This window comes from Candidatus Peregrinibacteria bacterium, assembly GCA_016220175.1.
Lineage (GTDB): Bacteria > Patescibacteriota > Gracilibacteria > CAIRYL01 > CAIRYL01 > JACRHZ01.
Genome location: JACRHZ010000048.1, coordinates 24258 through 32982, shown reverse-complemented (window position 1 = coordinate 32982; position 8725 = coordinate 24258). Strand labels below are relative to the sequence as shown.

Below are 8725 nucleotides of genomic sequence, written 5' to 3'. Positions count from 1 at the left end.
ATGCTTTCCTTTTTGTAATATTTTCTGTATTTGTATTTTTTCCTTTTGAGAAAGATGAACGATATATTTTTTCATGCGTATCAAGAAAAATATCGTCCCAAGTATATCACACGAAATTATTTATTGGAAATAATACTAGTACAGGCAGAATCTGACGAAATTGTGCCCGAAGTTGTGCGGGATATTAAATCAACGCTTCGAGAACTTCACAATATTACCGATCCGGAAAAGGATGATTTCCATGTAAACACCATGCAAGATGCTGTAGATCGAGTGAAAATTATCACTTCTGTTCTTACTCTCCTCCTCACTTCAGTTGCTGCAATATCACTTGTAGTAGGAGGAATTGGCATTATGAATATTATGCTTGTTTCGGTAACCGAAAGAACTCGGGAAATTGGTCTCAGAAAAGCACTTGGTGCTACAAAAAAAGATATCCTTTCCCAATTTCTCCTGGAGGCAATTCTTTTGACAACGGGTGGCGGTTTCTTAGGAGCATCTCTTGGAGGCGCACTTTCTTGGCTTACTGCAATTGGAATTACCGAGTTTGCCGGAGTGAGTTGGCAATTTATCTTTCCGATTTCTGCTGTTTTCTTAGGAGTTGGCGTTTCTGGAGGAGTTGGTCTTATTTTTGGACTCTATCCCGCTCGGCAAGCAGCAAAAAAGAGTCCGATTGAGGCGCTGAGATATGAGTAAACATTCCCGCACTAGACAAACCTCGTGATATTTACTAGAGTCTAGAAAATTCCTCTTGTATTCTGATGGCACATATTTCTGAGTATTCAATCGCTACGCTTGGGAGTCACACTGCTCTTCAAATTCTGAAGGGCGCGAAAGATGAGGGATTCAGAACCATCTGCATCTGTACGCCAAAAACTCGCGAACCGTATGAGTACTTCGGTGTTGCAGATGAAATTCTTGAGGTGAATAGTTTTGCTGATTTTTTCAGTGTTGAAGATGATCTCATCAAAAAAAATGCAATTGTTATTCCTCATGGATCTTTTGTGAGTTATGTGGGACCCGAAAATATGATGAAACTCCGAACGATGCATTTTGGCACAAAGGGAATTTTGGAATATGAATCGGATCGAACAAAAGAGCGAGAATGGCTTCTCGATGCGGGTCTTAATCTTCCAAAAATTTATACAAATCCGAATGATATAGATCGCCCGGTTATTGTAAAATTTCATGGAGCAAGAGGAGGGCTTGGGTATTTTGTCGCAAAAAATACAAAAGAATTTGAAAAACGCATCCGAGAATATCCACCGGAAAAAGAATATGTCATTCAGGAATATGTTGTTGGTGTTCCGATGTATATTCACTACTTCTCTTCCCCTCTCACCGGAGAACTCGAGGTGCTCGGATTTGATAAAAGATATGAGTCTAATGCGGATTCTATTGGAAGAATTAGCGCGAGTGATCAGCTTGAAACAGACATTAAAACGAGTTATACGATCACGGGAAACATTCCGCTCGTCATACGAGAATCACTTCTTCCCTATGTGTTTAAAATGGGACGACAGGTAGTCGAAGCTTCTAAAAAACTCGCCGGAAAAGGTCTGTTTGGTCCATTTTGCATCGAAACAATTATGGATCCGAATATTCGATTTTTTGTTTTTGAAATTTCTGCCAGAATTGTCGCGGGGACAAATCCGTACATTAACGGATCTCCCTACAGTTGGCTGAAGTATAATGAACCGATGAGCACAGGAAGAAGAATTGCGAGAGAGATTAAACTTGCGATTGAGCAGGGAAGGCTGGAGGAGGTACTGGGGTGAGGAGAATTTTTAATTTTGAAATTTTAAATTTCTAAATAAATCTTAATGTTCAATTTCTAATTTTTAAGGTTAAGAGATGTGTTTGAATTCTTCTTGTTTAAAAATTAAGACTTAGAATTTATTTAGAAATTTAAAATTTCAAAATTAAAAATTCTCCCGCATGGTCAATATCTCCGAAATCACAAAGACGTACGACACCAAGCAACTCACCATCGCCGTTCTTGGCGGTCATTCTGCGCTTGACGTTTGTCATGGCGCAAAAAAATATGGGTTCAAAACACTTGCTGTGTGTCAGAAAAATCGTGCCAAGACATATTCAGAATATTATAAAACTCGAGGAAAAAAAGGGTGCATTGATCAAGTAATCCTTGTAGATAAATTCTCAGATATAGTGCGAAGTGATATTCAGGAAGAGCTCAGAAAATCAAGTGCCATCATGGTCCAGAATCGATATTTCTGGGTCTACTCAGATTACACAAAAATTGAAAATGAATTCAGGGTTCCCATTTTTGGAAATCGTGAAATGCTGAGAAGAGAAGAACGCGATCAGCCCGGGAATCAGTATGAACTTCTTCGGAAAGCAGGGATTCGCATGCCGCTTCTTATTCGTCCGGGAGGATCAAAGATGACCGAACAGGAGCTCAAAAATAATATTACGACGTGGAGAAAAAACGCGCACAGCCCACTTCTCGTTAAAGCTTCTGAACTTGAACGTGGATATGAACGGGATTTCTTTTTTATTTTTACATACGAAGATTATGTGGAGGAGCGAAAAAAACGCGTGAATCGAGGTGCGAAAAAAGAAGATATCGATCGTGCGGTAATTGAAGAATTTATTATTGGACCACAAATAAATTTTAATTATTTTTATTCTCCGCTCTCAAAAGAACTTGAAATCATGGGAACCGATATGCGAAGACAAACGAATATGGATGGATTTCTCCGTTTAAATGCTCAGGAGCAACTCACGCTCATTCATAATGGATTTCAGCCAACAATGGTAGAAAATGGTCACATTGCTTGTACCACGAAAGAATCAATTGTCGAAAAAATGTTTGAACTTGGGGAAAGATTTGTGACCGTCAGCAAAAAAGAGTGTTCTCCCGGAATTATTGGTCCTTTTGCACTTCAGGGAGCGTATATTTCTGAACAGGGAAAAGAAGAAATGGTGGTTTTTGATGTGAGCATGCGTATTCCCGGTTCTCCGGGGACAAGATTTACTCCGTATTCTGGATATTTGTATGGAGAAAGCATCAGCTATGGAGAGCGGATTGCGATGGAGATACGAGATGCAGCGACAGAAAATAAATTCGAAGAACTGCTGACGTGAACATTAAGAATGCTCTTAAAAAAATCTTTTTTCTTGACATTATTTCTGAGATGCAATAATAATTCCCGCGTATTCATTCTCATATGCACGTCGTTTCTCAAATAAAGAAGGCAAAGAAGTCCACCTCCTAGCGGAGAGAATTCTTTGTGCCTTGTCACTTTTTGAATATTCTATCCGCTTTGAGTTCAGAGCGGATTTTTTTATTTGTACTTATGATGAATCGTATTGTCGCAAAATTCGGAGGCACTTCCATGGGAACAGCAAAATCCATTTCTGCGGTTGCTGATATTCTTCAAAAAATACATGCTGAAAAAATTGCTGTAGTTTCGGCATCATCAGGAACAACCGATGTTCTCATTGAGCTTGGAAATGCTGCGTTGCAGCATGGTACTTTTCTGGAAAAATTCCGAGAAATACGAGATCGCCATGAAAAAATAGTCGGGGATTTGGGTGTTTCGGTGAATTTCGAGGCAATGTTTACGGAAATGCAAAAACTCCTTCAGGGAATTCACATGCTTGGAGAATTGTCTCTGAGTTCTAAAGATAAATTATTGTCCTTTGGGGAGAGAATGAGCAGTATCATTCTTTCGGCTCTCCTCGAAAAACGCGGAATTTTGTCGAAACCTATAGACAGTTTTGACATTATTTTTACTGATGACAATTTTGGCGAAGCGAATGTAGATTTTTTGAAAACGAATTCCACAATTGAAGCTGTTATAAACCCGATACTTTCTGAGGAGATACTTCCTGTGGTCACTGGTTTTCTTGGACAATCACGAAGTGGGCAACGGAGCACTCTCGGACGTGGCGGAAGTGACTACTCTGGTGCAATTCTCGCCGCAGCAATGAACGCAGATGAGCTCCAGATTTGGACAGATGTGGATGGAATTTTTAATGCAGATCCGAGAAATATCCCAAAAGCCCATCCGCTTCAAAGTCTTTCTTTTGAAGAAGCGGGAGAACTTGCATATTTCGGAGCAAAAGTGCTTCATCCAAAAACTATTATTCCTGCAATTCAAAAAAATATTCCTGTTCGAATTTTGAATACATTTCATCCAGAAGCAGCGGGAACAATCATTACTCACAAAAAAATTGATTCCATAAAATCAGTTACGTACAAAAAAGGAATTTCTATTATTACGATTTGTTCTGCGGGAATGCTCAATGCCCATGGATTTTTAGCCAAAATATTTGAGGTATTCGCAGAATATGAAGTAATTGTCGACGTAGTTGCGACTTCTGAAGTAAGCGTGTCTTTAACTGTAGACAGTTCTCTCCCAGATGACATTCTGAAAGATCTGGCAAAATTTTCGAGCGTGGATATTCTTCCAAATATGGCGATTGTTTGTCTTGTGGGAAATGGCATTGGCACTGGGAAGGGAATTTTATCGCGCCTATTTTCTGTCGTTTCGGACCACGTTATTCGCATGGTCTCTCAAGGAGCATCTCAGAGAAACGTAACATTTCTCGTGAATGAATCTGAAGCGTCCGAAGTTGCAAAAAAAGTTTTTTCTGCATTTTTTACAAAATCATGAATTCAAAAAATATAGTTATTGTTGGCGCCACGGGAGCAGTTGGACATGAAATGATTTCCTGCCTTCACCAACTTCATTTTCCGGTGGGGAAACTCCGACTCATAGCTTCGGAAAAATCTGTGGGGAAAATGATAGAAACTCCATTTGGAGGATTGCCACTCGAGACACTTTCAGAAGAAATTTTCGAGGAGAGCGATATCGCTCTTTTTTCCGCTGGAAACGACGTGAGTAAAATGTGGAGAGAAAAAGTCATTCAAAAGAATTGCCTCATGATCGACAACTCTTCTGCATTTCGATACGAAAATGATGTTCCACTCGTAATTCCCGAAATTAACTCAAAATTCGCAAAACATCACTCTGGAGTCATCAGCAATCCGAATTGTACGACTGCAATTGCCGCAATGGTCCTTTGGCCACTTCATCAAAAATTTGGACTCAAAAAAATTCTTATGAGTACATATCAAGCAACGTCTGGAGCTGGAGCAAAAGGAATGCAGGAACTTATTGATCAAACAAAGACCGTGCTCGATCATTGCAAAGGTGATTTTGAAAAAATTCAAGAAAATCCTGTTCAGGGTAGATATTTTTCACATCAAATTGCATTTAATATCATTCCTCACATTGATAGTTTTCAGGAAAATGGCTACACGAAAGAAGAAATGAAAGTTGCATGGGAACTTTGCAAAATTTTTGGAGATGAATCCTTGAAAATTTCCTGTACTGCAGTTCGTATTCCTACTCTTCGCGCTCACAGTGAATCCATCGTCATTGAAACTGAACATCAAATTGATCCCAATTCCGCTCGGAAAATTCTTGAGAAAACTCCTGGAGTCGTTCTTCGTGACGATCCGAAACAGAATATCTATCCGATGCCAATTCATGCTTCCGGAAAACATGATGTGGAAGTTGGACGAATTCGGCAAAATCTCATATTTGGCGATCATGGACTCGAATTTTTTATTTCTGGAGATCAGCTTCTCAGAGGAGCCGCTCTCAATGCGGTAAAAATTGCAGAATTATTTTTGAAATAAAAAACTTAAATTTTTCTTTTTTTTGATTTTTTATTTTTCTATGAACATTGCACTTCTTGGTTACGGCTCAATGGGAAAATCGATTCATCGGATTGCTCTTGAGAGAGGACACATTGTTTCAGCGATTATAGATCCAAATGCGCCGGAAGCAAATTTTCGGGAAATTATCCCCGAAGCACTTTTGGGAATTAACCTCGTACTCGATTTTTCTCACGGTTTTGCAGTTCAGAAAAATATTAAAATCTGCCTTAAGTCAGAAGTAAGCCTTCTTGTAGGAACCACGGGGTGGTATGAAAAACTTCCAGAAATTCGAAAACAAATTGAATCTGGAAAAATAGGATTTCTCTGGTCTTCGAACTTTTCTCTTGGAATACATCTCTATTTTCGCATCATTGCTGAGACTGCAAAACTAATAGGTGCTTTTGATGAGTATGATATTTGGGGACATGAAATTCATCATTGTAATAAATCGGATTCGCCTTCTGGAACAACAAAAACTTTGGAAAAAATTCTCTTGGAAAATATTCCCAGAAAAAAATCTATTGTGGAGGAAAAACTCGATCGTCGCCGTGAAGATGACGAAATTCATTTCTCTTCTGTTCGTGGAGGAGTGGTGAATTTTGCACACACAATTGGATTCGATTCTGCCGCGGATAAAATTCTCATTACTCATGAAGCGCGAAACCGTGATGGATATGCACTCGGCGCCGTGAAAGCTGCTGAATGGCTTCAGGGAAAGAAGGGATATTTTGAGATGGAGGACTACCTCAGAGAAATTTTGAATTTTAAATTATAAATTTTAAATTTTTTAGAGAGGATTTTTCTCCTTCACTCCAGCCTTATTTCACCCGTGAACTCTTTATAATTTCAAATGTAATTCAAAATTCAGAATTCAAAATTTAAAATTTTTTTATCTCTTCCCATGAACACACGAACATACGCCGGCACATGGACTGCTCTTATCACTCCTTTCCAAAAGAACGGAAGTATTGATGAAGAAGCTCTTCGAAAGCTCGTAAAAAGACAAATTGCAAATGGTGTCACTGGAATTGTTCCGCTTGGTACCACTGGAGAATCTCCTACCACGAATGGCATTCATGAAGATCCAAATGTCTTCGAAATCTGTGAGGAAGAAGCCCATGGAAAAGTCCTGGTAATGGCGGGAACTGGGAGCAACTCAACTCACGAAGCCATTCTCCACACAGAATTTGCCAAAAAAGCCGGAGCGGATTGCTGTCTCGTCGTGTGTCCATATTATAATAAACCGACTCAAGAAGGACTCCGAAGACATTTTTTGGAAGTCGCAAATGTTGGACTTCCCATTATTGTCTACAATATCAAAGGAAGAACTGGAGTGAATATGTCGACCGAAACACTGATGGTGATTGCTGAGCACGAAATGATCCAAGGAGTAAAAGAAGCGAGCGGAGATCTCGACCAAATTCGCGAAGTGATTAAAAACCGTCCGGACGATTTTACCGTTCTTTCTGGTGATGATGGACTCACTCTTGAAGTCATGAAAATGGGCGGCGATGGTGTTATTTCTGTTGCGAGTAACATTGTTCCAAAAGAAATTTCAGAAATGGTGAACTGTGCTCTTTCGGGAAACTTCGAAGAAGCGGAAAAAATCGATACGTATTTGCGAGATATGTTCGGAAAACTCTTTCTTGAGACAAATCCGATTCCCGTGAAATATGTAGTATCAAAAATAGGGCTTTGTGAATTACAATACCGACTGCCGATGTGTGAACCAAGTGAAGAATCTCAAAAAATTCTTGATACAATGATGCATTCTTATTCCCTCATTTGATCATATGAACCCTCATGTTCTTCGCCTTCCAAAAAATGAAATTCTGACCGCTGCTGAGCAGTTTAAAACACCATTTTTTCTCTATTCAGAAGCGAAAATCCGGGAAAATTGTCGAAGGTACAGAGAAGCATTTCGTGAATATTTCCCAGATTTTCAGCCTTTTTATGCGGTAAAAGCGAATCCAAATCCTGAAATTCTCAAAATTATTCTCGAAGAAGGATTTTATCTTGATACTTCAAGTCCATCGGAAGTGTTTCTCGCTAAAAAACTGAATGCTCACGGAATGTACACCGGAAATTATACTCCTCCTGAAGAATTGGAATATGCGAAAAAACAGGGACTTGTGCTCAATCTCGATGATATCAGCATGATTCCATTTCTTGAAAAAATCGGCGTTCCAGAAACGCTTTCATTTCGAATAAATCCAGGAATTGGAAATGGGGGAATGAAAAGTCTTGTAGTGGCTGGTCCAGATGCAAAATTTGGAATGCCATTTGAAAAAGCGGCAGAGGCTTATTCTGCAGCCAAAAAATTAGGAATTCAGAAATTCGGAATTCATATGATGACGGGAAGTAATATTCTTGATGCCTCACATTTTCCAAAAGTCGTACAAAAATTGTTTGAAGTCGTGGCAGAAATACATTCACAAACTGGGATCGAAATAGAATTTATGAATATTGGCGGAGGATTTGGAGTTCCTTATGCGCCTGAGGAAAAAAGTCTTGATATGAATGCAATCGCAAAAGAAATTCACAAGGTTATTACGGATTCTTGTGAAAAATATTCGCTGAAACAGCCACGGCTTATGGCAGAACCGGGGAGGTACATTACCGCTGATGCGGGGTGGCTCATTTCTCGAATACTTCTTCGCAAGGAAAGTTACAAGACCTTTGTGGGAATTGATGCGAGTAGCAACGATATGCCAAGACCATCGATTTATGGAGCATATCATCATATTTCTGTCTTGAATTCTACGTCTTCGGAAGAAAAAGTTTCCGTGGTCGGAAGAATTTGTGAAAATAATGATCAATTCGCTCAAGATCGTATTCTTCCAATTTCAAATATTGGAGATGTTGTCGTAATTCATAATTGTGGAGCACACGCTTATGCTATGGGACACAATTATAATGGTCGGATGAAACATGCTGAATATCTTCTCCAAACTGACGGAAAATTTCGCCAGATTAGGAGATCGGAAACAATTGAAGATTTATTTGCGACTTTGAACTTCGAATGATTCG

General features: G+C 39.3%; 8 protein-coding genes. All 8 read left to right on the top strand.

Features of this window, described 5'->3' with window-relative positions; translation table 11 throughout:
• Nucleotides 1–54: 54 nt before the first annotated feature.
• The 8 genes from HZA38_03975 to lysA all read left to right on the top strand — a co-directional run bounded on the left by HZA38_03975 (nucleotide 55) and on the right by lysA (nucleotide 8721).
• Complete coding sequence (locus HZA38_03975; protein ID MBI5414645.1) at nucleotides 55–696, top strand: FtsX-like permease family protein; 642 nt, start codon at nucleotides 55–57, stop codon at nucleotides 694–696.
• 65 nt (nucleotides 697–761) lie between these two features.
• Nucleotides 762–1778 (top strand): formate--phosphoribosylaminoimidazolecarboxamide ligase, encoded by a 1017-nt coding sequence (locus HZA38_03970; protein MBI5414644.1) that lies wholly within the window; start codon nucleotides 762–764, stop codon nucleotides 1776–1778.
• A gap of 160 nt (nucleotides 1779–1938) precedes the next feature.
• Complete coding sequence (locus HZA38_03965; GenBank protein ID MBI5414643.1) at nucleotides 1939–3108, top strand: DUF1297 domain-containing protein; 1170 nt, start codon at nucleotides 1939–1941, stop codon at nucleotides 3106–3108.
• A 212-nt stretch (nucleotides 3109–3320) separates the two neighbouring features.
• The gene (lysC, locus tag HZA38_03960; protein ID MBI5414642.1) at nucleotides 3321–4643 is read left to right on the top strand and encodes a lysine-sensitive aspartokinase 3; all 1323 of its coding nucleotides are present in this window, start codon (nucleotides 3321–3323) and stop codon (nucleotides 4641–4643) included.
• Nucleotides 4640–5674 (top strand): aspartate-semialdehyde dehydrogenase, encoded by a 1035-nt coding sequence (locus tag HZA38_03955; GenBank protein MBI5414641.1) that lies wholly within the window; start codon nucleotides 4640–4642, stop codon nucleotides 5672–5674. The genes lysC and HZA38_03955 overlap by 4 nt, the downstream gene beginning before the upstream one ends.
• A 40-nt stretch (nucleotides 5675–5714) precedes the next feature.
• Nucleotides 5715–6470, top strand: coding sequence for a 4-hydroxy-tetrahydrodipicolinate reductase (gene dapB, locus HZA38_03950; GenBank protein MBI5414640.1), 756 nt, complete (start codon nucleotides 5715–5717; stop codon nucleotides 6468–6470).
• 126 nt (nucleotides 6471–6596) lie between these two features.
• Nucleotides 6597–7484: a 4-hydroxy-tetrahydrodipicolinate synthase gene (locus HZA38_03945; protein ID MBI5414639.1), complete on the top strand. Its 888-nt coding sequence runs from the start codon at nucleotides 6597–6599 to the stop codon at nucleotides 7482–7484.
• Nucleotides 7485–7488: 4 nt separating this feature from the next.
• Nucleotides 7489–8721, top strand: a complete 1233-nt coding sequence (lysA, locus tag HZA38_03940) for a diaminopimelate decarboxylase (GenBank protein ID MBI5414638.1) — start codon at nucleotides 7489–7491, stop codon at nucleotides 8719–8721.
• The last annotated feature ends 4 nt before the right edge of the window (nucleotides 8722–8725 follow it).